At 72.4% G+C, this 23,972-nt stretch carries 17 protein-coding genes and 2 tRNA genes; 12 read left to right on the top strand and 7 right to left on the bottom strand.

Annotation, left to right across the window (positions count from 1 at the left end):
- Nucleotides 1-53 precede the first annotated feature (53 nt).
- On the top strand, nt 54-2,360 hold the full coding sequence (locus ACIP63_RS33670; protein WP_401523499.1) for an LPXTG cell wall anchor domain-containing protein: 2,307 nt from the start codon (nt 54-56) through the stop codon (nt 2,358-2,360).
- A 234-nt stretch (nt 2,361-2,594) separates the two neighbouring features.
- On the opposite strand, the gene ACIP63_RS33675 is transcribed toward ACIP63_RS33670, so the two are convergent.
- Nucleotides 2,595-3,476, bottom strand: a complete 882-nt coding sequence (locus tag ACIP63_RS33675; protein ID WP_401523501.1) for a bifunctional DNA primase/polymerase — start codon at nt 3,474-3,476, stop codon at nt 2,595-2,597.
- Between the two features lie 242 nt (nt 3,477-3,718).
- Between ACIP63_RS33675 and ACIP63_RS33680 the strand changes: the two genes are divergently transcribed.
- The 3 genes from ACIP63_RS33680 to ACIP63_RS33690 all read left to right on the top strand — a co-directional run bounded on the left by ACIP63_RS33680 (nt 3,719) and on the right by ACIP63_RS33690 (nt 6,614).
- Nucleotides 3,719-4,036 (top strand): hypothetical protein, encoded by a 318-nt coding sequence (locus ACIP63_RS33680; RefSeq protein ID WP_401523504.1) that lies wholly within the window; start codon nt 3,719-3,721, stop codon nt 4,034-4,036.
- A gap of 210 nt (nt 4,037-4,246) precedes the next feature.
- On the top strand, nt 4,247-4,801 hold the full coding sequence (locus ACIP63_RS33685) for a SigE family RNA polymerase sigma factor (protein ID WP_401523506.1): 555 nt from the start codon (nt 4,247-4,249) through the stop codon (nt 4,799-4,801).
- Between the two features lie 166 nt (nt 4,802-4,967).
- Complete coding sequence (locus tag ACIP63_RS33690) at nt 4,968-6,614, top strand: long-chain fatty acid--CoA ligase (protein WP_401523509.1); 1,647 nt, start codon at nt 4,968-4,970, stop codon at nt 6,612-6,614.
- 126 nt (nt 6,615-6,740) lie between these two features.
- Here the strand turns inward: ACIP63_RS33690 and ACIP63_RS33695 are convergent, their stop codons facing one another.
- Both ACIP63_RS33695 and ACIP63_RS33700 read right to left on the bottom strand, forming a co-directional pair.
- The gene (locus ACIP63_RS33695) at nt 6,741-10,778 is read right to left on the bottom strand and encodes a PAS domain-containing protein (RefSeq protein WP_401523512.1); all 4,038 of its coding nucleotides are present in this window, start codon (nt 10,776-10,778) and stop codon (nt 6,741-6,743) included.
- Between the two features lie 345 nt (nt 10,779-11,123).
- Nucleotides 11,124-11,594 (bottom strand): SSI family serine proteinase inhibitor, encoded by a 471-nt coding sequence (locus ACIP63_RS33700; protein WP_401523515.1) that lies wholly within the window; start codon nt 11,592-11,594, stop codon nt 11,124-11,126.
- A 378-nt stretch (nt 11,595-11,972) separates the two neighbouring features.
- On the opposite strand from ACIP63_RS33700, the gene ACIP63_RS33705 reads away from it, so the two are divergent.
- Nucleotides 11,973-12,063: transfer RNA gene (locus ACIP63_RS33705), tRNA-Ser, on the top strand.
- Nucleotides 12,064-12,279: 216 nt separating this feature from the next.
- Nucleotides 12,280-12,352, top strand: a tRNA-Arg gene (locus ACIP63_RS33710).
- A 70-nt stretch (nt 12,353-12,422) separates the two neighbouring features.
- Here the strand turns inward: ACIP63_RS33710 and ACIP63_RS33715 are convergent.
- From ACIP63_RS33715 to ACIP63_RS33730, 4 genes are all read right to left on the bottom strand, one after another.
- Entirely contained in the window at nt 12,423-12,863 is a 441-nt protein-coding gene (locus tag ACIP63_RS33715; protein ID WP_401523518.1) for a VOC family protein, read from the bottom strand.
- Nucleotides 12,864-13,009: 146 nt separating this feature from the next.
- On the bottom strand, nt 13,010-13,612 hold the full coding sequence (locus ACIP63_RS33720) for a GNAT family N-acetyltransferase (RefSeq protein WP_401523520.1): 603 nt from the start codon (nt 13,610-13,612) through the stop codon (nt 13,010-13,012).
- A gap of 145 nt (nt 13,613-13,757) precedes the next feature.
- Nucleotides 13,758-14,954 carry an NAD(P)/FAD-dependent oxidoreductase gene (locus ACIP63_RS33725; protein WP_401523523.1) on the bottom strand — a complete coding sequence of 399 codons (1,197 nt, stop codon included), beginning with the start codon at nt 14,952-14,954 and terminating at the stop codon, nt 13,758-13,760.
- A 93-nt stretch (nt 14,955-15,047) separates the two neighbouring features.
- On the bottom strand, nt 15,048-15,992 hold the full coding sequence (locus ACIP63_RS33730) for an RNA polymerase sigma-70 factor (protein WP_401523526.1): 945 nt from the start codon (nt 15,990-15,992) through the stop codon (nt 15,048-15,050).
- A 181-nt stretch (nt 15,993-16,173) separates the two neighbouring features.
- On the opposite strand from ACIP63_RS33730, the gene ACIP63_RS33735 reads away from it, so the two are divergent.
- From ACIP63_RS33735 to ACIP63_RS33760, 6 genes are all read left to right on the top strand, one after another.
- Nucleotides 16,174-17,061, top strand: coding sequence for a DUF2797 domain-containing protein (locus ACIP63_RS33735; protein ID WP_401523527.1), 888 nt, complete (start codon nt 16,174-16,176; stop codon nt 17,059-17,061).
- 50 nt (nt 17,062-17,111) lie between these two features.
- The gene (locus ACIP63_RS33740) at nt 17,112-17,993 is read left to right on the top strand and encodes an amidohydrolase family protein (protein WP_401523529.1); all 882 of its coding nucleotides are present in this window, start codon (nt 17,112-17,114) and stop codon (nt 17,991-17,993) included.
- A gap of 76 nt (nt 17,994-18,069) precedes the next feature.
- A complete protein-coding gene (locus ACIP63_RS33745) occupies nt 18,070-18,807 on the top strand; it encodes a response regulator transcription factor (protein ID WP_401523531.1) in 738 nt (245 codons plus the stop codon).
- Nucleotides 18,808-18,811: 4 nt separating this feature from the next.
- A complete protein-coding gene (locus tag ACIP63_RS33750; protein ID WP_401523534.1) occupies nt 18,812-20,470 on the top strand; it encodes a sensor histidine kinase in 1,659 nt (552 codons plus the stop codon).
- A gap of 26 nt (nt 20,471-20,496) precedes the next feature.
- Nucleotides 20,497-21,792, top strand: a complete 1,296-nt coding sequence (locus tag ACIP63_RS33755; protein ID WP_401523536.1) for a glycosyltransferase — start codon at nt 20,497-20,499, stop codon at nt 21,790-21,792.
- Nucleotides 21,789-23,972, top strand: a complete 2,184-nt coding sequence (locus tag ACIP63_RS33760) for an ArnT family glycosyltransferase (protein WP_401523539.1) — start codon at nt 21,789-21,791, stop codon at nt 23,970-23,972. The genes ACIP63_RS33755 and ACIP63_RS33760 overlap by 4 nt, the downstream gene beginning before the upstream one ends.

A 23,972-nucleotide genomic window follows, 5' to 3' on the forward strand; every position in this document is an offset into this window, starting at 1 on the left:
GTCCCCAGCCCCCATGAGCAGGGACGACAATTGTGAAAGCGATACGTTTACGCGTGAGGGCGCGGCTGGCCTCGGCCGCAGCCGTCCTCACGGCGGCGGGCCTTCTCCTCGGCGGCCTGCCCGGTCTGGTCGGTTCCGCCGGCGCGGCTCCCGCGCCGGCGCAGGGGCTGGACCCTGGCATTCCGTGCAAGGACCTGTACGACCTCGCCGACGACCTCGAGGCCATCCTCGAACTCCCGGATGCCGACGCCTCCCGGGCCAAGGCCTACTGGGACACGTACGAGTACGAGAACCCGGCCAAGCAGTGGGACGGTCTTGACCGGCCGAGCGACGCGGACATCGACCGGCTGATGGATCTTGAGAAGCAGCCGCCGAAGACCAAGCCGGTCGACCGCATCTACTGGACCTGGCTGCGGGCGCGCGAGTCCAACCCGAACGGCACGTGGGACGACTGGACCCACTGGCGCGACGTCCGTCTGATCCGCAACGCGGGGAACGACCCGCGCGGCAAGGCGTTCGAGAAGAAGGTCATCAAGGACCACGCGCTGACCGGGCCGGACTGGATGTGCCAGAAGGAGGTGGAGTTCAAGGACCCGGACACCGGCAAGAAGTACCGGAGGAAGCTCGACGCGTACAACACGCGGACCGGGCAGATCCTGGAGATCAAGTCCAACGGGCAGCCCGACCCCAAGCAGGTCCCCAAGGACAAGGCGTGGTCCAAGGACCCGAAGTGGAAGAACACTTCGATGAAGTACGTCTACGGGGAGCAGCAGAAGCAGTCGGCGGTCAATCTCAAGAACGAGCTGAGCAAGAACGCGCCGGGGCGGGTCACGGAGTACAACTACCGCTCGGAGAAGGTGGAGAAGGCCCCCAGCGGCGGCGTACGCGCCAAGTCGACCGCCCTGCAGGCACCGGGCAGGCCCGCCATCACGGGCGGTGGGGCGAACGACCTGATCCGCGAGTCCCGCCCGACGCCCAAGACCATGGGCGACTTCCTGAACCGGAAGAACGCGGCGGACCCCAGCCGGCTCTCCCCGCGCAGCCCCGGTGGCGTGGACTTCACGACGCTCGAACTGCGCTACGTCGGCAAGCCCGTCAAGGGCAAGGGGCTGGACTACGGATTCTCCGCCGAGGAGGACCCCGAGGAGCAGTCCGGCTGGGGCGGTAAGGAGAAGGCGCAGCTGATCTCGGACGCCTTCCTGACGTGGCTGGCGCTCACCCCGGACAAGTTCTGGGTGAACCTCAACCCGGACGAACCCGACCGGGTCATGGACGAGCAGTTCGGGAAGACCGATGCCGGCCGGATCCTCCTGGAGGCCGATCTCCAGATGAAGCACGACTTCTTCAAGGCGATGGACCCGAAGACCGACCTCGGCGAGCGGTTCTGGGACGCGCTGCCGAAGGTGGACGGCCGGCCGTGCTTCGCGGGGATCCGCAACTGGATCGAGCCGGAGACCGCGTCGGTGCGCGAGCAGGACGGCGGGATCTACATCCTCGACGCCCCCCTGCGGCTCAAGTCCACCCCGCAGGACTTCGACACCAACCCCGGCGGCGAGCAGATCTGCGATCCGTCGGAGGCCGAGCGCGACCAGGCGCAGCAGGTGATCGACCGGTTGATCGTTCCCGAGGTCGAGAAGACGATCAACACCGCCCCGCAGTACGCGGACCTGCGCCGCGTCTACACCGCCCGCGTGGCGGCGGAGTGGGTCCGTCTCCAGGACGCGAAGGAGGCCACCGACTACCGCAAGGTCATCAACAGCAACGACGTGAAGGCGTGGCCGCTGCGGGCGCCGAACCAGGACTGGGACAAGGACGAGCTGTTCCAGAAGTACCGCGACGTCTTCCTCAACGGCGAGTTCCAGTACGACGTGGACACGGCCGAAGGCGTGATGGTCTACATCGTCGGGGGCGTCGACTTCTCCAAGCAGCCCAAGCGCAACATCAGCGGGACCCGGTTCACCGCCGAGCACCCGCACCTTCCGGTGCAGACGCAGACCTCGGTGAAGACCCTGACCGACAACGCCCGGGACGACGACGGCAACGTGCTGCTCCTGGGCGGCAACACCGAGTCGACCGATGTCGGTGGCGGCGGTGACGAACCGGGGCCTGACCCGACTCCGTCCCCGTCCGGTCCGGGCAAGCCGACCGACAAGCCGACCACCCCGGGGCCCGCCCCGTCCACCCCGCCGGCCACGGGCGGCGGTACCGGTGGGGGCAGCGATCCGGGCCGGGGCGGCGACCTCGCCCATACCGGCTCCGACATCCCCGTCGGCCTGATCACGGGCATCGCGGCCGCGCTGATGGCTCTGGGCGGCGGGCTGGTCCTCTGGAAGCGGCGCCGGACGGTCGCCCAGGACTAGGGCCTCTCCGGACCGCAGCAACGCCCCTGGGATGCTCCCGGGGCCAGGCCCCGCACCTGTCGACAGGTGCGGGGCCGCTCGCGCTCCTTGCCACCGCCGGGCGCGGTGTCAGCGTTCCTCCGAGCGCATGACCAAGGACCCGCCGTCGAGCGCATGACCAAGGACCCGCCGTCGAGCGCATGACCGAGGGACCCGCCGTCGAGTGCACGGCCGATGGATTCGCCGGGCTGACGGTCACAGGTCCCGTCGCGGGGACGTCAGGCGTGCGGCCGAGGCGATCGCGGCGCGGGCCTCCTGTTCGGTGAGGCCGGTGCCGATCGCCGCGTCGGTGAGGGCGTCCGCGAGGTCGTCGCCGAAGCCGTGTTCGTACGCCCGGCAGGCCGCCCAGAACAGCCGGGTGTTGCGCTGGCCCTCGTGCGCGGCACGTACGAACTGGACCAGGCCCTGCCCCTGCCGGCCGGGTGAGGTCCGGCCGGTGGTGTGGTGGGGGCGCGGCGGGGGTGTGAGCAGGCGCAGAAGGGCGCGGGGGCAGGGAGCGGGCGCGAGGTGGGCCGAGCCGGGGGCGAGCCGGTATCTGCCGTGGGTCGTGACCGAGCCCGGGCCGACCAGGTAGCCGCCCGCTCCGCGTACGTCGATGCCGGGAGCGAGGCGGCTCGCGGAGTTGGGCACGGAGGCGCCGGACGGGCCCGTGAGCCAGAGGTGCCGGCCGCCGCTGGGCGTGAGCACCGTGACGGTGGCCGGGATGGTGAACAGGTGCTGGAGGGCCAGGTGCTGGAGCGCGGCGACGGAGTCGTTGCCGTGGGTGGTGTCGACGTCGAGGTCGATGCCGATGAGTCGGTGCGGCGCCCGCCCGCAGGCGATGCCGTACCCGGTGGCCCTGGGCGCCGCGGCGAAGAGGGCGCGCACGGCGGCCGGGTCGGTGGTGGCGTCGTGCACCCCGTGTCCGGGCAGCCCGCAGGCGCCCCGGCAGTGCACGGGAGGGTCCTCGTCGCGGTGCGGTGAGCGCAGGGCGGGGAGCTTGGTGGCGGACAGCGGGAAGACGGGGAGCCCGCGCTCGGCGGCGGAGAGCGCGTGGGCCAGGGCCAGGGTGGCGGTCTGCCGGTCGGTGGTGGCCATGGAGCCATTTTCGTACAAGCGTTCGAAGAAAGGAAGAGGGGCAGGTCCGCGCGAGGCGGAACGCCTCTTCTCGTGCGGGAGGTTTATCGGGCGTTCCTCATACGTGCGGGGGAATCGCGGATCGGAGGCGGTTCGCCGGGGATGCGGTGGGCAGTTCTGCTCCGCGACGTCGTGAACAGCATCGGAGTGGTCGGCCGGCCGCTTCGGAACAGCCGCGTTTTCGGTTTCTGGAGGAAATTGACATGGCACGTATCCGCACTGCTCGCGCCCTTGCCGCCGTCGCCGCCGTGCCTCTGGCCGCCGCCCTGTTCGGAGGGGTTGCCGCAGCGGACAACGGTGCGTTCGCGAGCGACGGATCGAACGCGGGGGTGGCGACCATCGGGTCGGGCGGTGTCGGTGGCGACAACTCCGGCAACTCGTCCACCTCGCAGCAGCAGGCCGTAGGCGCCGGTGCCTCCAACCACAACAACACGGTCCAGGTGAGTGGATCGCCCTTCACGTACATCGACCAGTCCACATACAACTTCTATGTGATCTTCCCGCCGCTCTGGGCGAACTGAACCCCGGCGACCCGCACGGCGGCGACGCCGTGCGGGCCGCCTGCGCCGCAGGGGGACGGGCACTCCCCGGGGGGTGAGGACCCTGACGCGGGCGGCCCCGCCCTCCACCTTCAGGAGGTGGAGTCCCTCCGGCCCCTACAACCTGAGGCGGACGTGGCTTCGGGACCTGGGGCCGATCCCCTCGACCGTGCCCGCTCCTAGCGTGGAGTCATGACCACGCCAGTCTGCACCGGGGCCTCCAGGGCGGTCGCCGCCTCCGCAGGACACCGCCGCTATCCGTCGTTCTCGTCGTACGTGCGGGCCAGGGGCCCGGTGCTGCTGCGCACCGCACGCTCCCTCACCGCGAACCCGAGCGACGCCGAGGACCTGCTGCAGACCGCCCTCACCAAGACGTATGTCGCCTGGGAGCGGATCGAGGACCACCGGGCCCTCGACGGATACGTCCGCCGCGCCCTGGTGAACACCCGGACCTCGCAGTGGCGCAAGCGCAAGGTCGACGAGTTCGCCTGCGAGGAGCTGCCCGAGAAGGAGGCCGCCCCCGCTCCGGACCCCGCCGAGCAGCAGTCGCTGCACGACGCGATGTGGCGTGCCGTGCTCAAGCTGCCGGACCGCCAGCGCGCCATGGTCGTGCTGCGGTACTACGAGGACCTCAGCGAGGTCCAGACCGCCGAGGTGCTCGGCGTGTCCGTCGGTACGGTCAAGAGCGCCGTGTCGCGGGCGCTCGGGAAGCTCCGTGAGGATCCGGAGCTCAGCCCGGTCCGCTGACCGGGAGGCCCGCGCCGGTGACCGCGCCCTTCGCGCACCCCCCCCGCGCGGCTCGTTTCTGCGGGCCGACACCGATTCGTACTCCCGGAAGTAGTGACATACCGCGTGGTATGTGAGCAGAATCAGCGCACCCTTACCACCGCGTAGCGCCCACCGGGAGGACGCCGTGCTGAGCACCATGCAGGACGTACCGCTGACTGTGACCCGCATCCTGACCCATGGGATGACCATCCACGGGAAGTCGCAGGTGACGACCTGGACCGGCGACCCGGAGCCGCACCGGCGGAGTTTCGCCGAGATCGGCGGGCGTGCCGCGCAACTGGCGCACGCCCTCCGCGACGAGCTGGGTGTCGACGGTGACCAGCGCGTCGCGACCCTGATGTGGAACAACGCCGAGCACGTCGAGGCGTATCTGGCGATCCCCTCGATGGGCGCCGTGCTGCACACGCTCAACCTGCGGCTCCCCGCCGAGCAGCTGATCTGGGTCGTCGAGCACGCCGACGACAAGGTGGTCCTCGTCAACGGTTCGCTGCTGCCGCTGCTCGCACCGCTGCTTCCCCACCTGCCCTCCGTCGAACACGTGGTGGTGTCCGGGCCCGGCGACCGCTCCCTGCTCGACGGTGCCACGCCCCGGGTGCACGAGTACGAGGAGCTGATCGCCGGCCGGCCGGCCTCCTACGACTGGCCCGAGCTCGACGAACGCCAGGCCGCCGCCATGTGCTACACCTCCGGCACCACGGGGGACCCCAAGGGTGTCGTCTACTCCCACCGCTCGATCTACCTGCACTCCATGCAGATCAACATGGCCGAGTCGATGGGGCTGACCGACAAGGACACGACGCTGGTCGTCGTGCCGCAGTTCCACGTGAACGCCTGGGGGCTGCCGCACGCGACGTTCATGACCGGCGTCAACATGCTCATGCCCGACCGCTTCCTGCAGCCGGCTCCGCTCGCCGAGATGATCGAGCAGGAGCGGCCGTCGCACGCGGCGGCCGTCCCGACCATCTGGCAGGGGCTGCTGGCCGAGGTCACCGCCAAGCCGCGCGACCTCTCCTCCATGGCCCGCGTCACCATCGGCGGCGCCGCGTGTCCGCCTTCCCTGATGGAGGCGTACGACAAGCTCGGCGTCCGCCTCTGCCACGCCTGGGGCATGACGGAGACGTCGCCGCTCGGCACCATGTCCAACCCGCCCGCCGGTCTGACCGACGAGCAGGAGTGGCCGTACCGCATCACCCAGGGCCGGTTCCCGGCCGGAGTCGAGGCGCGGCTGACCGGCCCCGGAGGGGAACTCCTGCCGTGGGACGGGGAGTCGGCGGGTGAGCTGGAGGTCCGCGGCCCCTGGATCGCCGCCGCGTACTACGGCGGCACGGACGGCGGGGAACTGCGCCCCGAGGACAAGTTCAGCGAGGACGGCTGGCTGAAGACCGGAGACGTCGGCGTGATCAGCGACGAGGGCTACCTCACGCTGACCGACCGGGCCAAGGACGTCATCAAGTCCGGCGGTGAGTGGATCTCCAGCGTCGACCTGGAGAACGCGATCATGGCGCATCCGGATGTGGCCGAGGCCGCGGTCGTCGCCGTCCCCGACGAGAAGTGGGGCGAGCGTCCCCTCGCGACCGTCGTCCTCAAGGAGGGCGCCACCGTCGACTACGCCGAGCTCAGGACCTTCCTCGCCCAGTCCGTCGCCAAGTGGCAGCTGCCCGAGCGCTGGACGATCGTCCCGGCGGTGCCGAAGACGAGCGTGGGCAAGTTCGACAAAAAGGTGATCCGCAGGCAGTACGCGGACGGCGAGCTGGACGTCACGCAGCTCTGATCCGGGCCGCCGGCCCGGAGCGCGGCGTACGTCGAGGGCGGTACGGATCTTCCCGTACCGCCCTCTTCCCGTACCGCCCTCTTCCCGCAACCGCCCTCTTCGTACGCGCCCGGTGACCTCCCGGCGTCAGTTCGTCCCTATCTTCGCCAGCAGATCCACGATCCTGGACTGCACCTCGTCGCTGGTGGAGCGCTCGGCGAGGAACAGCACCGTCTCTCCGGAGGCGAGCCGCGGCAGGTCCGACTCCTCCATGCCGGCCGAGGTGTAGACGACCAGCGGGGTGTGGTTCAGCGAGCCGTTGGCGCGGAGCCAGTCGATGATCCCGGCGCGCCGGCGACGTACCTGCATGAGGTCCATCACGACGAGGTTCGGCCGCATCCTGGTGGCGATGTCGACGGCCTCGCTGTCGCCCGACGCCCGGGCGACCTGCATGCCGCGCCGCTCCAGCGTCTCCGTGAGCGCCAGCGCGATCTCCTCGTGCTCCTCGATCACCAGGACCCTCGGCGGGTGCTGGTCGCTGTCGCGCGGGGCGAGCGCCTTGAGGAGTACGGCCGGGTCGGCGCCGTACGCCGCTTCCCTGGTCGCCTGCCCCAGACCGGCCGTCACCAGCACCGGGACCTCCGCCGCGACAGCCGCCTGACGCAGCGACTGCAGGGCCGTACGGGTGATCGGGCCGGTCAGCGGGTCGACGAACAGCGCGGCGGGGAACGCCGCGATCTGCGCGTCCACCTCCTCGCGGGAGTGCACGATCACCGGACGGTAGCCGCGGTCGCTGAGGGCCTGCTGGGTGGAGACGTCCGGGGCGGGCCAGACGAGCAGCCGCCGCGGGTTGTCCAGCGGCTCCGGGGGCAGTTCGTCGTCGACGGGCTGCGGCTGCGGGCGGTTCGCCACCTCGACGGCGCCACCGGGGCCGTCCAGCGGCTCGGGCCCCTCGGCTCCCGCGTCGGGGGCCCCTATCGCGTACGAGCGTCCCTCGGACGCCGGTGTGGACAGCAGCCGGCCCGAGCCGGAGCCCTGCACGGTGCCGCCCTGCGCGCCGCCGGGCTGCGGCGGTACGGGGGCCGGGGCGGGCTGCGGTGGTACGGGAGCCACGGCGGGCGGGGCAGGCCGCTCCGCGTCCGGCGGGGCGGCGAGCTTACGGCGCCTCCCGGCCCCGCCCAGCGTCTGGTTCTGCTGGTGCGCGAGGTGCTGCGCGAAGGGCACGCCCTGACCCAGCGTCCGCACGCTGAAGGCGCGGCCCTGGGTCGAGTCCGGGGATCCCGGCATGGGCGCCTCGGCGGGCAGCGGCTGGCGCCGCGCGTCCGGTACGGGGGCCGGCGCGTCACCGTCGGCCGGATGCGGCTCCGGCTCGGGCGCGGGTTCCGGCGCGGGGCCGGCCGGGGCGGCGACGGTGCCCGTGGTGTGGGTGGTGCTGCCGGGGCCCGCCCAGGACTCGTCCCCGCCCGGGTTCACGTCCTCCTCGGGCGCCGCCGCGACCGGGCCCTGCGCCGAGGCGCCGCTCCGCGCCCAGTCGGGCTGCGGAGGAACGGCGGGCAGCGGCTGGCCGGGCACGGGATGGCCCGGCCGGGCCTGCGTCTCCGGCGCCTCGGAGGGCCGAGCCCTCCGGCGGCCGGACGGGACGGGGTGCGGCTGCGGCGGGGTGTGGTCCGCGTCCGGGGTGTTCCGTACGGCGTCGTGGCGCTCGGGCAGCGGGCCCTCACCGGGGGCCGGGAGCGGCTGAGCAGCCGCCGGTACCGGCCGCGCACCGGCCGGGACCGCTTGCGGGGCAGGTGAGGCGGGGGCGGCGGAAGGCGGTGCCACGACCGGCGGGCCCGGAGCCACCGGCGGGATACGGTCCGCCGCGGCGGGCGGCAGGGCGAACGCGGTACGCGGCCCCGAGGGTTCGGCCGCGGCGGCGCGTTCCTGCGCGGCGGCGAGAGCACGGCGGGCCCGTCGCCCTCCGGGCTGCTGCGCCGGCTGTTCCGGCCGCGGCTGGTCCTGCTGTGCGGGGGCCTCGGGCGAGGCGAGTGCGGGCAGCGCGGCCCGGCCGCCGCCCTGGCGCCCGGAGGCGTTCTGCGGCACGCCCTGGGGCGGCACCGTCTGCCCCCGCTGCGGGCGGCCGCCACCGCCCTGCGCGCCCTCGGCCGCGGTGACCACGGACCCCTCCGAGGGTGCGGAGGCCGCCGCGGGCAGCGCCAGCGCCTGCCGGGGCTCCCCACCCGTCTCGGCGGGGCTGGGACGGCCGCGCCTGCGACCGGAGCCCTCGTTCCGCTGAGGAGGGGTCATGTCCTGTTCCTGCTGCCGCGCCTGCGGGGCCGGGGACTCACGGCGGGCCCTGCGCCGGCCGGTCGGCTCCGCGGCCGCGGTGTCACCGGACTCCGTACCGGCCGGACCCGCGTCCACGGGGCTGTCCAGGAACGCGTCCGTCGACGCCCTGCGCGCCCGGCGCCGACCGCCCTGCGGGGCGGGCTCCGGGGCAGGTTCCGGTACGGCGGCGACCTCGGGCGCCGGGAGCGGCTCGGGCACGACGGTCCCGGCGCCCGTGCCGAGCGGCACCTCGAGGACGTACGCGCTGCCGCTCATCCCGGCCATCTCGTGCGTCTGGAGCACACCGCCGTGCGCGCGCACGATCCCGCGCACGATCGGCACGTGCACCGGGTCTCCCCCGGCGAACGGCCCGCGCACCTCGATCCGTACGACGTCACCGCGCTGCGCCGCGGCCACGACGACGGTCGAGTCGACATAACCGCCGCCCGGCACCGGCCGGGCCTTGCCGGTCGAGTCGACACCGGCCACGTCGGCGACGAGATGGGCGAGCGCCGTGATCATCCGGCCCGCGTCGACCTCGGCCTCGATCGGCGGGGCGTGCACCGCGAACTGGGCGCGTCCGGGACCGATCAGCTCGACGGCGCCGTCGATGCCCGCGGTCACCACGGCGTCGAGCAGCACCGTCTGCTTGACGAGCTCCTCGGCGCCGGTGTCCAGGCGCTGATAGCTCAGTACGTTGTCGACGAGCGTCGTCATGCGCGCATAGCCTGCGGCGAGGTGGTGCAGGATCTGGTTGGCCTCGGGCCAGAGCTGGCCTGCCGGGTCGGCGGCGAGGGCCGAGAGCTCGCCGCGCAGCTCCTCCAGCGGACCCCGAAGGGACTCGCCCAGCACGGCGGTCAGCTGGGTGTGCCGCGCTTCGAGCCCGGTGAGACGCTCCGCCTGCTCCTCCAGCTCGGAGGCGTACCGCTCGGTCCGGTCGGCGGACTCCGCCGCGTGCCGTTCGGTGAGCTCGGCGATCTCGGCCCGGTGGCTCTCGGTGAGCCGGGCGATCTCGGCCGCGTGCCGTTCGGTCAGCCCGGAGACCTCGTCGGTGTGCTGCTGCGACAGCTCCTCGTAGGGCCTGCGGTCGGTGAACGTCATCACGGCGCCGACCAGCTGGTCCCCGTCGCGCACGGGGGCGGTCGTCAGATCCACGGGGACCTGGCCGCCGCTCTTGGACCAGAGCACCTGCCCGCGTACGCGGTGCTTGCGGCCGGACCGCAGGGTGTCGGCGAGCGGCGACTCCTCGTACGGGAACGGGTCGCCCTCCGCGCGCGAGTGCAGGATCAGCGGGTGGAGCTCCTTGCCGCCGAGGTCGCTGGCCCGGAAGCCGAGGATCTGGGCGGCGGCGGGGTTGACCAGGACCACCCGGCCGTCCGTGTCCGTGCCGACGACGCCCTCGGAGGCGGCCCGCAGGATCATCTCGGTCTGGCGCTGCGAACGGGCCAGCTCGGCCTCGGTGTCGACGGTGCCGGAGAGGTCCCGCACGACGAGCATGAGGAGCTCGTCACCGGTGTAGCTGGAGTGGATGTCGTTGTAACCGGCCTGGCCGCTGTCCAGGGAGGCGCTGGTGACCTCGACCGGGTACTCGGCGCCGTCGGTCCGGCGCGCGGTCATCCGCGTCGGCTTCGTCCTGCCCTGCTCGTCCGCAGCGTCCGGCCTGCGCATCGACCCCGGGATCAGCCTGGAGTCGAACTCCGGAAGCAGATCGAGCAGTCCGCGGCCCACGAGCGCGGTGCCCGGGGTCTCGAACATCTCGAGGGCGATGGTGTTGGCGTTGACGACCGTGCCGTTGCAGTTGACGAGCAGGAGCCCGTCCGGGAGGGCGTCGAGTATGGCTGCGAGGCGAGCAGTGCCTCGGGATGGCCTGCTGCTCACGAGACGCTTCCTCCCTGAATACCGCACCTTGCCGACAGCGGGCCCCATCCTGCCCCTCGGGCCTCAGGCTGTCACTGGAGGAGTCTAAAGGCAGGGAGCGCGTGGCGGGCGGCGGATGAGGGGGAGCTCTCACCAAGGTTCTGTGCACACGGTGTACGCCGGTGGCCCGGGGTGTGACGACGAGCGCCCCCTCTGACGTGCTCCTATGCCCTCCGGCGTGCGCCTGGAGGCTGCCGGGAACACCCCCGGAACCCGGCCTGCAAGGCGTCCGGGGCGGCCTGTGCGCGCCCCGGTGTGCGCCGTACGGCCAGGCCGAAGTCCCCGGCGCACGCCCCGCCGAACCGGCTACCTCGCGGAGGGGAGCACCGGCACGAGGTTGTTCCAGCGCGAGATCTCGCAGCCGTTGGCCCGGCTGAAGCGCGCGTCGACGTCCTCGCCCTGCCAGGTGCCCTGCACGCGGGCGGCGGCCGGCCCGCCGGCCTGCTGGGTGCACATGGCGTTGCGGTCCGTGGCGACGAAGGGGTTGCCCCCCGACTCGGCGGCCTCGTCCAGCAGGTCGCAGGCACGCTGCGCCTCCGGGTGGCTGCCGCCCGCCGGGCCGCACTCCAGCTCGAAGACCCCGTCGGCAGCCGGGTTGCCGGACTCCGAGACGGTCACGGTGAGCCGGGTCTCCGTGTCCTGCGCCGTCGGCCAGTCCCCCTGGAGCACGGGGAGCGGGGGCAGCGGTACAAGGGGGGACACCGCGGTGGCGGCGGGCGCGGCGGCGGACAGCACGGCGAGGGACGCGACGGCGGTGAGGGTGAGACGGCGCAGCATGCGGGGCTCCTGTTGTTCTGGCGCGCCCAGGAGCGCGCCGGCCTGCTCCGGCACACGCGCCGGGTGAAGGCGCGGGCCGGGCACACGGGGGTGACGGACGGAGGGCGGAGCCCTCGTCCTCTCTAACGCTCCTTACGCCCGCACGTTGCGCAACTCATGGGGGGCCGACCGGAACAGCCGCACCCACTCGAACACCCGACCGGTCGCACGGTGGGGTCCTCGGGCCGGATGTGCGGCGGGTACACCGGACCGGAGCTGCCGGCGCAGGGCGCTTTGCCTCGCCACCCACCGGCCTAGTACCGTGAGCGGCGATTGGTGACAGCGCGCTCGACTGTGTCATCATCTGCACGCACCACTCGCGCTCGCGCGGGGTGTGCTGGAGGCGTCGCCTAGTCCGGTCTATGGCGCCGCACTGCTAATGCGGTTTGGGTCTTAAAGCCCATCGAGGGTTCAAATCCCTCCGCCTCCGCAGGAACCCGAAGCCCCACGCCGCAGGCGTGGGGCTTCGGTCGTCTCCGGCCCCGGACAGCTGCGGGAAACGTGCCTGAGAACCGTGTTTCCGCAGCTCAGGGGCGGTATGGCTAATGGATTTCGCGTCACGGCGCAGGTCATGTAATGTTGTTCTCGCAACGCCGACGGGGCAGAAAAGCCCGGGAGGCGGGACCGAGGCCCAGGCCGAGGACAAGCACTCGTAGCTTAACGGATAGAGCATCTGACTACGGATCAGAAGGTTGCAGGTTCGAATCCTGCCGAGTGCACAGCAGGCCAGAGGCCCTCAGGAGAAATCCTGAGGGCCTCTCGCGTTGCCCGCACCCAGCAGCGAAGTTCTCAGCGAAGTTGCTCGGCCAGTCCGACGATGATCCCTTCCGGGCCGCGGACGTAGCAGAGGAGATAGCTGTCCTCGAACCGGGCGATCTCGCCGACGACTTCGCCGCCGTGGGGACGCAGGCGGGCAACGGTGTCCTCCAGGTCGTCGACGGCGAACATGACGCGGTGCGTGCCCAGAATGTTGTGCGGCTTGTCGCGCGGCTCGGTGCTGATCGCCGCGGGGGTGCGGTACTTCGACAGCTCGAGCCGGCTGTGACCGTCCGGGGTCCGGACCATCGCGATGTCACAGTGGACGCCGTCGAGTCCGGTGCACCGGTCGGCGACGGGTCCCTGGACCTCCGCCCGGCCCTCCAGTTCCATACCGAGTTCCACGAAGAACGCGATGGCGGCATCCATGTCCTCGACGACGATGCCCACGTTGTCCATCCGCTGAATGGCCATGCTGGTCTCTCCTGCTTCCTTGTGATTCCGTGTGCTTCCTCGTGCGGCAGTGGTTGCCGCTGATGTCCCTGGGACGGAGCCGGTGGCGCGGTCTCGACATCCGCGGACCGCAGCGGAGGGTGACATCGGAGCGTCCGTAACCCCGCTCAGGAGTCCCAGGCGCGGGGCCGGTTGAGCGCTTCCCATTCCGGGCGGAGCAGTGAGAACACGGCGAGGTCGAGGCGCCTGCCGCGGTGGAGGCAGGCGGCGCGGCTGGTTCCTTCGCGCACGAAGCCTGATTTCGCGAGGACGGCGAGCGCGGGAGCGTTGCCGGTGTGGGTCTCCGCCGTGAGGCGGTACAGGGGGAGTTCGCCGAACGCCAGGTCGACCAGGGCGTCGAGCGCATGGGTGCCGTGGCCGCGCCCGCGGTGCTCAGGGGCCAGCATCAGCTCGACCTCTGCCGTGCCGTTGACGATGTTCTGGCCGCTCAGCGCGGTGTGGCCGACAGGGGTGCCGTCAGGGAGCAGGACGAGGAAGTCGTCGCGGTCGTCGTTGTCGCTGTCGCGCTCGATGCGCTCGCGCATCGCGGTGACGGAGCGCGGCCATACGCCGATCTCGTAGGCGGTCACGGGGTCGGATCGCCACCCGTGCAGGAGTTCGGCGTCGTCCGTGTCGACCGCGGAGAGCGCGACCCGCCCGGCACGCCATGAAGGCTCCCTCGGGGCTTCCGCGCCGTGTTGGTCGCTCGCGGTCCCGGTGTCTTCGGCCATGGGCGGATGCTATGGGTGCCTCCGGGCCGGGGCCACCGGATTTCTCCGCCCGGCGGGCCGGTGGCGCGGCCCGGTCGTGCGAGGCGACGAGCTCGCCTCGCGGACCGGGCCGCGCCACACCTGGAGAGTCGCGGCTCCGGCCGGGTCAGGCCGATTCCGCGACGGGCTCCGCTGCCCGTGCCCGGTTCCGCACCACGGGGCGGCGCCGGGTCGGCAGACCGAGGGTCGGGTTGGCGACGCCCCAGGCCGCGCCCTTGCAGACCAGCTCCTTGTAGAACGCGGCGAGCCGGCCGGTCAGTGCCGCCCGGACCGCCCGGTCGTCGGCGGTGACGTACTGGATCAGGCCCTCCCTGCGGCCGAGGGAGATGCACTGGTTGAAGTAGCGGAGCGGCGTGTCCGGGAGCTTGCCGCCGGTCAGGCCCGCCGCGATGGAGTCGGCGGCCTGCCACGCGGTGGGGATGCCCGAGGCGCACGACATCCGCAGCGGGTTGTCGCCGGGGCCCTTCACCAGGGCCGCGTCGCCGATGGCGTACACGTCCGGGTGCGAGACCGAGCGCATCGCTCCGTCGACCACGATCTGACCGGTGTCGGAGACCTCCAGGGTGGTGGCCTTCGCGATCGGGTGGACGGCGAAGCCCGCGGTCCACACGGTGACGGCGGCCGGGACGGACGTGCCGTCGGCGGTGAGGACGCGGTCGGCCTCCACGCCGGTGACGGCGGTGTGCTCGTGCACCGTGATGCCGAGCTTGTCGAAGACCTTCCGCAGGTGCTGCCGGCCCTTGGGCGAGAGTGTGTCGCCGAGCCCGCCCCGGGCGGCGAGCGCGACGTCGAGGTCCGGGCGGGCCTCGGCGATCTCGGTCGCGGCCTCCAGGCCGGTGAGGCCGCCTCCGATGACGACCACGGGCTGTCCGGCGTCCAGGCTCGCCAGGCGCTCACGCAGCCGGAGCGCCCCGGGGCGGCCCGCGATCTCGTGGGCGTGCTCGGCGGTGCCGGGGACGCCTTGGGTGTTCCAGCCGCTGCCGAGGGCGTACACGAGGCTGTCGTACTCCAGCTCCTCGGCGCCGTTCGCGTCGACGACGGCCACGGTTCCCCGGTCGGCGTCGACACCGGTGACCTTCGCGAGCCTCAGCTCGACGCCGGTGCCCGCGAACATCTGGCTGAAGGGCCGGGGCCTGAGCTCCTGGCCGACCGCCAGCTGGTGCATCCGGACGCGCTCGACGAAGTCGGGCTCGGCGGTGACGAGGGTGATGGCGACGTCCTCGCGGCGCAGTCGCCTTGCGAGGCGGCCGGCGGCGACGGCTCCGGTGTATCCGGCTCCGAGAACGATGATGCGGTGCTTCATGTCCCTGCTCCTGTCTCGCGCGGGTCTGCCCCTTGAACCGGACAGCCCGCCGTTTCCTGACAGGAACGCGATGTGAAGCAGGTCACACCGGAATCAGTAGAGGTTGAGCAGGGGTTCTCCGTGGTCGGAGGCCGCCCACCGCCGGGTCGCGCGTTCGAGCTTGTCGGGGTTGGCCTGGGCGCGGATCGCGGCGATGCCCTCGGCGGTGATCTCCAGGCACATGACGCCGATGACCCGGCCGTCGACGACCGCCACGAGGGCGGGGCCGTTGTTGGCGGTCGTGAGGTGGACGCCGGGTGAGCCGCCGGCCAGGGCGCGCTTGGCCTTGCCGGGCTTGAACAGGCCCCGCAGGAATGTCGCGACCGCGACGGCGCCCTCGAACGGCTTGGTGCGGGCCGGCACCTTCCCACCGCCGTCGCCGATCGAGACGGCGTCGGCGGTGAGCAGCCGCACGAGCGGTTCGGTACGGCCGCTGGTGGCGGCCTCGATGAACTCTTCGACGATCCGCCGGGCGGCGGCCTCGTCGACCTCGGTGCGGGCCCTGCCCTCCGCGACGTGCTTCCTGGCGCGGTGCAGGATCTGCTGTGCGGCGGACTCGGTGATGTCGATGATCTCCGCGATCTTCCGGTGCGGGTAGCCGAACGCCTCCCGCAGCACGTACACCACCCGCTCGTCGGGGGAGAGGCGCTCCATGAGGGCGAGGACGGCGTACGAGACGGATTCGCGCTGCTCGGCGGTCTCGGCGGGGCCGAGCATCGGGTCCCCCGGGAGCAGCGGCTCCGGCAGCCACTGGCCCACGTATGTCTCGCGCCGGGCGCGGGCCGAGGTGAGCTGGTTGAGGCACAGGTTGGTGAGGACCTTCGTCAGCCAGGCCTCGGGGACCTCGATGCGGTCCCTGTCGGCGGCCTGCCACCGCAGGAACGTGTCCTGCACGGCGTCCTCGGCGTCGCTCGCGGAGCCGAGCAGGCGGTAGGCGATGGCTTCGAGCCGGGGCATGAAGGCCTTGAACCGGTCCACGTCGTCCACGGTCAGAGCCATGGACCGGATCCTAGCCCCGCGACAGCCCGTACACCGGCGAAGTGCGGCAACGGTGTCAGCGTGCGCGTGAGCACGTACGGGCGATGCCGGCCGGGCCGTGCGCGTGAAATTACCCTGGCAGTACACACGTCGGTGGGAGCCCCGCCCGGGAAGGCTCCCACCGCCCGTCCGAGAGGGGCCCATGAGCGGCTGGCGGTGCACCGGCCTGCGCTGGCCCCACGGCGAGCCCGTGCTCGGGTGGGTGCGGAGCGACGGGTCCGGGCGGGGGCGGGAGAGCGTCCTGGCGTACGGGAAGGAGCTCGCGTTCCGGGCCGAGGGTGAGCGGCACTGCGTGGGGGCGCGCGGCAACCCGTGTCCGGTCGGGGCCGTGGTGCCCGTACGGAGCACGGGGGCGCGGTGCGCGGAGTGCGCGCGGCTGGACCGGGCGCACTCGGTGGCCGCCGACACGATCGCCGACGACCCGCGCACGTACCGCGTCTATCTGGCCTGGTTCGGGCCCGGCATGGTCAAGGTCGGGATCACGGGGGAGTCGCGGGACGCCGCACGGCTGCGGGAGCAGGGAGCCGTGGTGTTCAGCTGGCTGGGGCGCGGCCCGCTGATGGCCGCCCGGCGGACGGAGGAGCTGCTGCGCTCGGCGCTCGGGGTGCCCGACCGGATCCCGTACGCGCGCAAGCGTGCGGTGCGGGGCGAGCTGCCGGGGGCGGCGGAACGGGCGGCCGAGGTCGAGGAGCTGTACGGGCGGGCCGCCGCCCTGGAAGGCGCCGGCTGGCCGGAGGCGCTGGAGCGGCTGCCGTTCGTGGCCGTCGACCACGCCGGGGCGTTCGGGCTCGACGGCGCGGGGGCGGCGGCGCGCGTGGTGACCGGGCTGGTGGACGGCGGGGTGGTGGCAGGACGGCTGGTGGCCGCGGCCGGACCCGATCTGCACCTGGAGACCGCGGACGAGGGGGTCGTCGTGCTGGACACGCGGCTCGTCACCGGCTGGGACCTGGTGGGCGCCGACGCGCAGGCGGGTACCCGTGTGCCGACCGTGGCCCTGGGGGGCGGTGGCGTGCAGGACGGGCTGTTCTGAGATCGTCGCCGGAGATCGTTCCCGATGGCGTGTCGAGGCGGGTGGGGCGGATGAGCGGCGACGACCGTGACCGTGAGGATGTCGTGCGGTTCTGGCAGCGGCTCGGGCTGCCCGGGATCATCGACGTCCACACGCACTTCATGCCGGAGCGGGTGCTCGGCAAGGTGTGGGCCTACTTCGACTCGGCGGGTCCGCTGACCGGGCTGGAGTGGCCGATCACCTACCGGCGGGACGAGGACGAACGCCTCGCGCTGCTGCGCTCGTTCGGCGTGCTCCGGTTCACGTCGATGCTCTACCCGCACAAGGCCGGCATGGCGTCCTGGCTGAACGGCTGGGCGGCGGACTTCGCCGCGCGGGTGCCGGACTGTCTGCACACCGCCACGTTCTTCCCGGAGGAGGACGCGGGGACCTATGTGCGCGAGGCGGTCGAGGCGGGGGCGCGCGTCTTCAAGTCGCACCTCCAGGTCGGGGCCTACGATCCGAACGATCCGCTGCTGGAGCCCGTGTGGGGGCTGCTGGCCGAGGCCGGGATCCCGGTGGTGACGCACTGCGGCTCCGGGCCGGCGCCCGGCGCGTACACGGGCCCCGGGCCGATCGGCCGTCTGCTGTCCCGCCACCCCCGGCTGAAGCTGGTGGTGGCGCACATGGGGATGCCCGAGTACGCGGAGTTCCTGGCGCTGGCGGCGGCCCACCCCGGGGTGCGGCTCGACACGACCATGGCGTTCACGGACTTCACCGAGGACTTCGCGCCGTTCCCGCCCTCGGAGCGCGGACGGCTCGCCGATCTGGGGGACCGGATCCTGCTCGGCACGGACTTCCCGAACATCCCGTACCCGTACGCCCACCAGCTGCACGCCCTGGAACGGCTGGGGCTGGGCGACGCCTGGCTGCGGGCGGTCTGCCACGGGAACGCGAGCGAGCTGTTCCGGTAGGCGGGGCACGCCGTTTCTCAGGAGATTCACAGGCAGGCGAAAGGTCTCTCTCACGGCCGTCTCACAGGCTTGAGCCATGACGACGACCTCGCCCCAGGGGCGTACAGAACTGCTCAGGCCCGACCGCAATCCCATCCGCGTACTGGTCGTGGACGACGAGGCTCCGCTGGCCGAGCTGCTCTCCATGGCCCTGCGTTACGAGGGGTGGGAGGTGCGCAGCGCCGGGGACGGCGCGGGTGCCGTCCGTACGGCACGCGACTTCCGCCCCGACGCGGTGATCCTCGACGTGATGCTCCCCGACATGGACGGCCTGGCGGTGCTCGGCCGGCTGCGGCGCGAGCTCTCCGACGTGCCCGTGCTGTTCCTGACCGCGCGGGACTCGGTGGAGGACCGGATCGCGGGGCTCACGGCGGGAGGCGACGACTACGTCACCAAGCCGTTCAGCCTGGAGGAGGTCGTGGCACGGCTGCGCGGGCTGATCCGCCGCTCCGGTACGGCCTCGGTCCGCAGCGATTCGACGCTCGTCGTGGGTGACCTGGTGCTGGACGAGGACAGCCACGAGGTGAGCCGGGGCGACGACTCGATCCATCTCACGGCGACCGAGTTCGAGCTGCTGCGCTTCCTGATGCGCAATCCGCGCCGGGTGCTGAGCAAGGCGCAGATCCTCGACCGGGTCTGGAACTACGACTTCGGCGGTCAGGCCAACGTCGTCGAGCTGTACATCTCCTACCTGCGCAAGAAGATCGACGCGGGGCGCACGCCGATGATCCACACCCGGCGTGGGGCGGGATACCTCATCAAGCCGGGGGACTGACCCTGTGAGCGGGAAGAGCACGCGCCGCCCCTGGACGCTCCGCACCCGTCTCGTCGTGTACGCGGTGACGCTCATCGCGGTGGTCGCCGCCGTGATCGGTTCGGTCACCGCGATCGCCTTCCAGAGCTACATGGCCGGGAAGCTGGACGGCCAGCTGCGCGACATCGCCAGGGTGGCCCAGCAGCCTCCGCCGGGCGGCGACAAGATCGCCCGGGGCGGTCCGGCGGACGACGAGGAGCCGCTGGCCTTCATCGGCAGGGGCACGCCCGACACCTTCGGTGCCGTGGTCTCCGGCGGTTCCGTCACCACCTCGAAGGTGATCAAGGGCCCGGACGCCCGGGAGAGCGCCGAGGAGCTGACCGACGCGCAGGAGGACGCCCTCGAAGCCGCCGACGTGGCCCCGGACGGCGAAGCCCATGACGTCGAGCTTCCCGGGCTGGGCGGCTACCGCGTGCAGGTCGTCCCGTCGGGCGCCGGGACGTCCGTCGTGGTCGGCATCCCCACGGCCGAGGTGGACAAGGCCGTCAACACCCTGATCGTCGTCGAGGTCTGTGTCACCTGTGCCGGGCTCATCGCCGCGGGCATCGCCGGTACCGCCATGGTCGGTGTCGCCCTGCGTCCGCTGCGCAGGGTGGCCGCCACGGCGACCCGGGTCTCCGAACTCCCGCTGCACAGCGGCGAGGTCGCCCTCCTCGAACGGGTGCCGGACGCCGAGGCCGATCCGCGCACCGAGGTGGGTCAGGTCGGCGCGGCTCTCAACAGGATGCTGGGGCACGTCGGTTCGGCCCTGGAGGCCCGGCAGAAGAGCGAGACGCGGGTACGTCAGTTCGTCGCGGACGCCAGTCACGAGCTGCGGACACCGCTCGCCTCGATCCGCGGATACGCCGAACTGACGCGCCGCGGACGGGAGAACACCGGCCCCGACACCCGGCATGCCCTGGGGCGGATCGAGTCCGAGGCGGAACGGATGACGGGCATGGTCGAGGACCTGCTGCTCCTGGCACGTCTCGACGCCGGCCGGCCGCTCTCGTACGAGAGCACCGATCTCTCGCCGCTCGTCATCGACGCGGTGAGCGACGCCCGCGTCGCGGACCGGGCCCCCGGCGGCTCCTCCGGAGCCACCCACCACTGGCGCCTCGAACTGCCCGAGGTGCCCACGACGGTCTCGGCCGACCCGACGAGGATCCAGCAGGTGCTGGTCAATCTGCTCGCGAACGCGCGCACGCACACGCCGCCGGGGACCACGGTCACGGTCCGCCTGCGGCAGGCGCGCAGGGAGCTGCCCTGGGTGACCCTGGAGGTCCAGGACAACGGGCCCGGCATCCCGGCCGAGTTGCAGCCGCGTGTCTTCGAACGGTTCGCGCGGGGTGACGCCTCGCGCTCCCGGCACGCCGGGTCGACGGGTCTCGGCCTCGCCATCGTGCAGGCCGTCGTCGCCGCGCACGGCGGGCTGGCCGAGGTGCGGTCGGTGCCGGGCAACACGGTGTTCGCGGTCCATCTGCCGGCCGACGCGGTGTACGGGGGAGCCACGGACAGCCCCGCCCATGCCTCCGCGCCCCGGCCGGACGGGTTCGGCAGCGAGGCTGTGACCTGGGAAAACAACACGTTCGGTGCCCCCGTGACGCACTCACAGACGGGCCACAGGCTCAGCACACGGACGTGACAGCGCGGTTGGCGAGTGTCTGTGTCATGCGAACCGACACTCCTTGGAGCACCCTGCCGGCCCGGGAACACCTCCTGGCCGCGGCGGTCGGCGCTCCCGTACTCGACGTGGTGATCCCCGTGTACAACGAGGAGAAGGACCTCGAAACGTGCGTGCTGCGCCTCCACGACCATCTGGCGCGGACGTTCCCCTACGGATTCCGGATCACCGTGGCGGACAACGCGAGCACCGACCGTACGCCCGAGGTGGCGGCCCGTCTCGCGGCCCTGATCCCCGAGGTGCGGTCGTACCGGCTGGAGGAGAAGGGCCGGGGCCGGGCGCTGCGGACCGTCTGGTCCCACTCGGACTCCCCCGTCCTCGCCTACATGGACGTCGACCTCTCGACCGACCTCAACGCCCTGCTGCCGCTGGTCGCCCCGCTGATCTCCGGCCACTCCGACCTGGCCATCGGCTCGCGCCTGGCCCGCAGTTCCCGGGTGGTGCGGGGATCGAAGCGCGAGTTCATCTCGCGGGCCTACAACCTCATCCTGCGCTCCTCGCTGGCCGCCAGGTTCAGTGACGCCCAGTGCGGCTTCAAGGCCATACGGCGCGAGGTCGCGCAGCGGCTGCTGCCGATGGTCGAGGACACCGGATGGTTCTTCGACACCGAGATGCTGGTCCTCGCCGAGCGGGCCGGGCTGCGCATCCACGAGGTGCCGGTCGACTGGGTCGACGACCCGGACTCCACCGTGCACATCGTCAGGACCGCGACCGACGACCTCAAGGGGGTCTGGCGGGTGGGCCGGGCCCTGGCCACCGGGGCGCTCCCGCTGGACCGCCTGGTGCGCCCCTTCGGGGACGACCCGCGCGACCGGGCCGTGCCGGGGGTGCCGCGCGGACTCGCCAGGCAGCTGGTCGGGTTCTGTGTCGTGGGCGCGCTCTCCACCCTGGTCTACCTCGTCCTGTACTCCCTCTTCCGGCTGGGCGTCGGCGCGCAGTTCGCCAACGCGGCCGCCCTCCTGGTGTCCGCCGTCGCCAACACGGCGGCGAACCGGAGGCTCACCTTCGGCGTGCGCGGGCGGGGTGGGGCCGTGCGCCACCAGGCGCAGGGACTCGTCGTCTTCGCGATCGGCCTCGCCCTCACCAGCGGATCGCTCGCCGCCCTCGGGACGGCGTCCGGATCGGCGTCGCACGGCACGGAACTCGCCGTGCTGATCGCGGCCAACCTCGCGGCGACGGTGCTGCGGTTTCTGCTCTTCCGTGCCTGGGTCTTCCCCGACCGGCGCACCGACCACCAGGACGCCCGCCAGGGTGCCGCACACGAACTGAGGAACGCCCGATGACCGCCGCCACCCACTCCGAACGCCTCCAGGTTCCGCCCGGCACCCCAGGGGCGTCCGCGCACACCGCGGGCAGTCGGGAGCCGCTGTCGCGGCGCATCCGCCGGGGCAGGCCCGAGGACCCGCGCTGGGCGAGGCCCGCCTTCCTGGGAGTGCTGCTGGTCGTCGCGCTCGCGTACCTGTGGAATCTGAGCGCCTCCGGTTACGCCAACTCCTTCTACTCCGCCGCCGTACAGGCCGGCAGCCAGAGCTGGAAGGCCTTCTTCTTCGGCTCGCTGGACTCGGCCAACGCGATCACCGTGGACAAGCCCCCGGCCACGCTCTGGCCGATGGCCCTCTCGGTCCGGATCTTCGGCCTGAGCTCCTGGGCGATCCTCGCACCCCAGGTGCTGATGGCCGTCGCCACCGCCGGTGTCCTCTACGGGGCCGTGCGCCGCCGCTTCAGCGCCGCCGCCGGGCTGATCACCATGGTGGTCTTCGCCCTGACGCCGGTCGCCGCGCTGATGTTCCGCTTCAACAACCCGGACGCGCTGCTCGCGCTCCTGATGACCGTCACCGTCTACTGCGTGCTGCGTGCGATGGAGGGCGGCCGGACGAAGTGGCTGGTCTGGGCGGGCGTCGCGGTGGGTCTCGCGTTCCTGTCGAAGACGCTGCAGGCCTTCCTGATCCTGCCGCCGCTCGCCGTGCTGTACGCGGTGTTCGCGCCGGTGTCCGTCCGGAAGCGGTTCGGGCAGCTCGGCCTGACGGCGCTGGCGATGATCGTGTCCGGTGGCTGGTGGGTGGCGATCGTCGAGCTGTGGCCCGCCTCCTCACGCCCGTACATCGGCGGCTCGCAGAACAACTCCTTCCTCGAGCTCACCTTCGGCTACAACGGACTCGGCCGCATCAACGGCGAGGAGACCGGCAGCGTCGGCGGTGGCGGCGGTGGCGGACAGGGCGGCGGCTGGGGCGAGACCGGCATCGGCCGCATGTTCAACTCCGAGATCGGCGGCCAGATCTCCTGGCTGCTGCCCGCCGCGCTGATCCTGCTGGTGGCGGGCATCTGGCTGACCTGGCGGGCGAAGCGGACCGACGCGGCCCGTGCGGCGTTCCTCGCCTGGGGCGGCTCGCTGCTGATGACGGCCTTCGTCTTCAGCTTCATGGCCGGCATCTTCCACCAGTACTACACGGTGGCCCTGGCGCCCTACATCGCGGCGCTGGTGGGCATGGGCGCCACGGTCCTCTGGGAGGAGCGGAGCAAGTGGTGGGCGGGCGCCGCGCTCGGCGTGACCGTCGCGGCGACGGCCGTCTGGGCGTACGTCCTGCTGGGGCGTACCCCGGACTACTTCCCGTGGCTGCGCTGGGCGGTCCTCATCGGTGGCCTCGTGGGCGCCGTGGGGCTGCTGTTCGCCGCACGGCTGGGCCGGACGCTCGTGCTGGGCGTGGCGGGTCTGGGGCTGGCGGCGTCGCTGGCCGGGCCGACGGCGTACACGATCAGCACGCTCAACACGGGGCACCAGGGCTCGATCGTCACGGCCGGTCCCTCGGGCGCGAGCATGGGCGGCCCCGGAGGCGGCCGGGGCGGCGGTCCCGGCGGCGGCGAGGGCGGCGGCATGCAGCCGCCCGGGCAGGGCACGCAGCCGGGCGGCCAGGCGCAGGGAAACACGCAGGGCGGACAGGCTCCCGGCAACGCGCCGGCGGGCGGCATGACCGGCGGAACCCCGGGCCAGGGCCGGCAGGGTCAGGGCCAGGGTCAGGCTCCCGGCGGTCAGCAGGGCGGGATGCCCGGCGGCGGCATGGGAGAAGGCGGCGCGGGCGGCGGAGGAGGCATGGGCGGTCTGCTCAACGGCGCCTCCGTCGACTCCGAGGCCAGGACGCTCCTGAAGCAGAACGCCGACGCCTACACCTGGACCGCCGCGGCCATCGGTTCGCAGAACGCCGCGAGCTACCAGCTCGCCACCGGTGACCCGGTGATGGCGATCGGCGGCTTCAACGGCAGCGACCCGTCCCCGACGCTCGCCCAGTTCAAGAAGTACGTGGAGGACGGCGAGATCCACTACCTGATCTCGGGCGGCACGGGCGGCGGCGGCATGGGCGGCGGCGAAGGCGCCTCCTCCCAGATCACGACGTGGGTGGAGGAGAACTTCAAGGAGGTCACGGCGGGCGGCGCGACCTTCTACGACCTCACCCAGCCGAAGAGCTGA

It is taken from the genome of Streptomyces sp. NPDC088746, assembly GCF_044751065.1.
GTDB lineage: Bacteria > Actinomycetota > Actinomycetes > Streptomycetales > Streptomycetaceae > Streptomyces.

Bases quoted from the DNA above. Each gene is read 5' to 3' on its own strand.
- ACIP63_RS33675 (WP_401523501.1), bottom strand. From the start codon at position 3,476: ATGGCCACCACCGACCGGCAGACCGCCACCCTGGCCCTGGCCCACGCG.
- ACIP63_RS33680 (WP_401523504.1), top strand. From the start codon at position 3,719: ATGGCACGTATCCGCACTGCTCGCGCCCTTGCCGCCGTCGCCGCCGTG.
- ACIP63_RS33685 (WP_401523506.1), top strand. From the start codon at position 4,247: ATGACCACGCCAGTCTGCACCGGGGCCTCCAGGGCGGTCGCCGCCTCC.
- ACIP63_RS33700 (WP_401523515.1), bottom strand. From the start codon at position 11,594: ATGCTGCGCCGTCTCACCCTCACCGCCGTCGCGTCCCTCGCCGTGCTG.
- ACIP63_RS33715 (WP_401523518.1), bottom strand. From the start codon at position 12,863: ATGGCCATTCAGCGGATGGACAACGTGGGCATCGTCGTCGAGGACATG.
- ACIP63_RS33720 (WP_401523520.1), bottom strand. From the start codon at position 13,612: ATGGCCGAAGACACCGGGACCGCGAGCGACCAACACGGCGCGGAAGCC.
- ACIP63_RS33725 (WP_401523523.1), bottom strand. From the start codon at position 14,954: ATGAAGCACCGCATCATCGTTCTCGGAGCCGGATACACCGGAGCCGTC.
- ACIP63_RS33730 (WP_401523526.1), bottom strand. From the start codon at position 15,992: ATGGCTCTGACCGTGGACGACGTGGACCGGTTCAAGGCCTTCATGCCC.
- ACIP63_RS33735 (WP_401523527.1), top strand. From the start codon at position 16,174: ATGAGCGGCTGGCGGTGCACCGGCCTGCGCTGGCCCCACGGCGAGCCC.
- ACIP63_RS33740 (WP_401523529.1), top strand. From the start codon at position 17,112: ATGAGCGGCGACGACCGTGACCGTGAGGATGTCGTGCGGTTCTGGCAG.
- ACIP63_RS33745 (WP_401523531.1), top strand. From the start codon at position 18,070: ATGACGACGACCTCGCCCCAGGGGCGTACAGAACTGCTCAGGCCCGAC.
- ACIP63_RS33755 (WP_401523536.1), top strand. From the start codon at position 20,497: ATGCGAACCGACACTCCTTGGAGCACCCTGCCGGCCCGGGAACACCTC.
- ACIP63_RS33760 (WP_401523539.1), top strand. From the start codon at position 21,789: ATGACCGCCGCCACCCACTCCGAACGCCTCCAGGTTCCGCCCGGCACC.